At 70.3% G+C, this 509-nt stretch carries 1 pseudogene; it reads left to right on the forward strand.

Going from position 1 to position 509, the window contains the following annotated elements:
* Nucleotides 1-509 (forward strand): annotated as a pseudogene (locus PGX04_RS01010) (recombinase RecJ); the annotation flags it as partial.

Raw genomic sequence — 509 nt, forward strand, 5'->3', positions numbered from 1 at the left:
CGGTCGTCGGTGCCGTGGGCGACATGCAGGCCGCCGGCGGCGAACTCCACGGCGCGAACGCGGCGATCGTCGAAGAGGGCGTCGACGCCGGCGTCCTCGAGACGGGCAAGGACCTCGCGCTGTACGGGAAACAGACCCGGCCGCTCCCCAAACTGCTCGAGTACGCGACCGACGTTCACATTCCGGGCATCTCGAACGACTCGAGCGGCGCGCTACGGTTCCTCGACGGGCTCGACCTCGAGTTGAAACGCGACGGCGACTGGCGGCGCTGGGCCGGACTCACGAACGAGGAGAAACGGACCGTCGCCAGCGCGCTCGTCCGGCGAGCCGTCTCGAGCGGCGTCCCCGCGAAAAAGATCGACGGGCTCGTGAGCACGGCGTACGTCCTCAGCGATGAGCCCGTCGGCACCGAACTCCGGGACGCCAGCGAGTTCTCGACGCTGCTCAACGCGACCGCCCGCTACGAGCGGGCGGACGTGGGGCTCGGCGTCTGTCTCGGCGACCGCGAC

The organism is Natrinema soli, assembly GCF_028618695.1.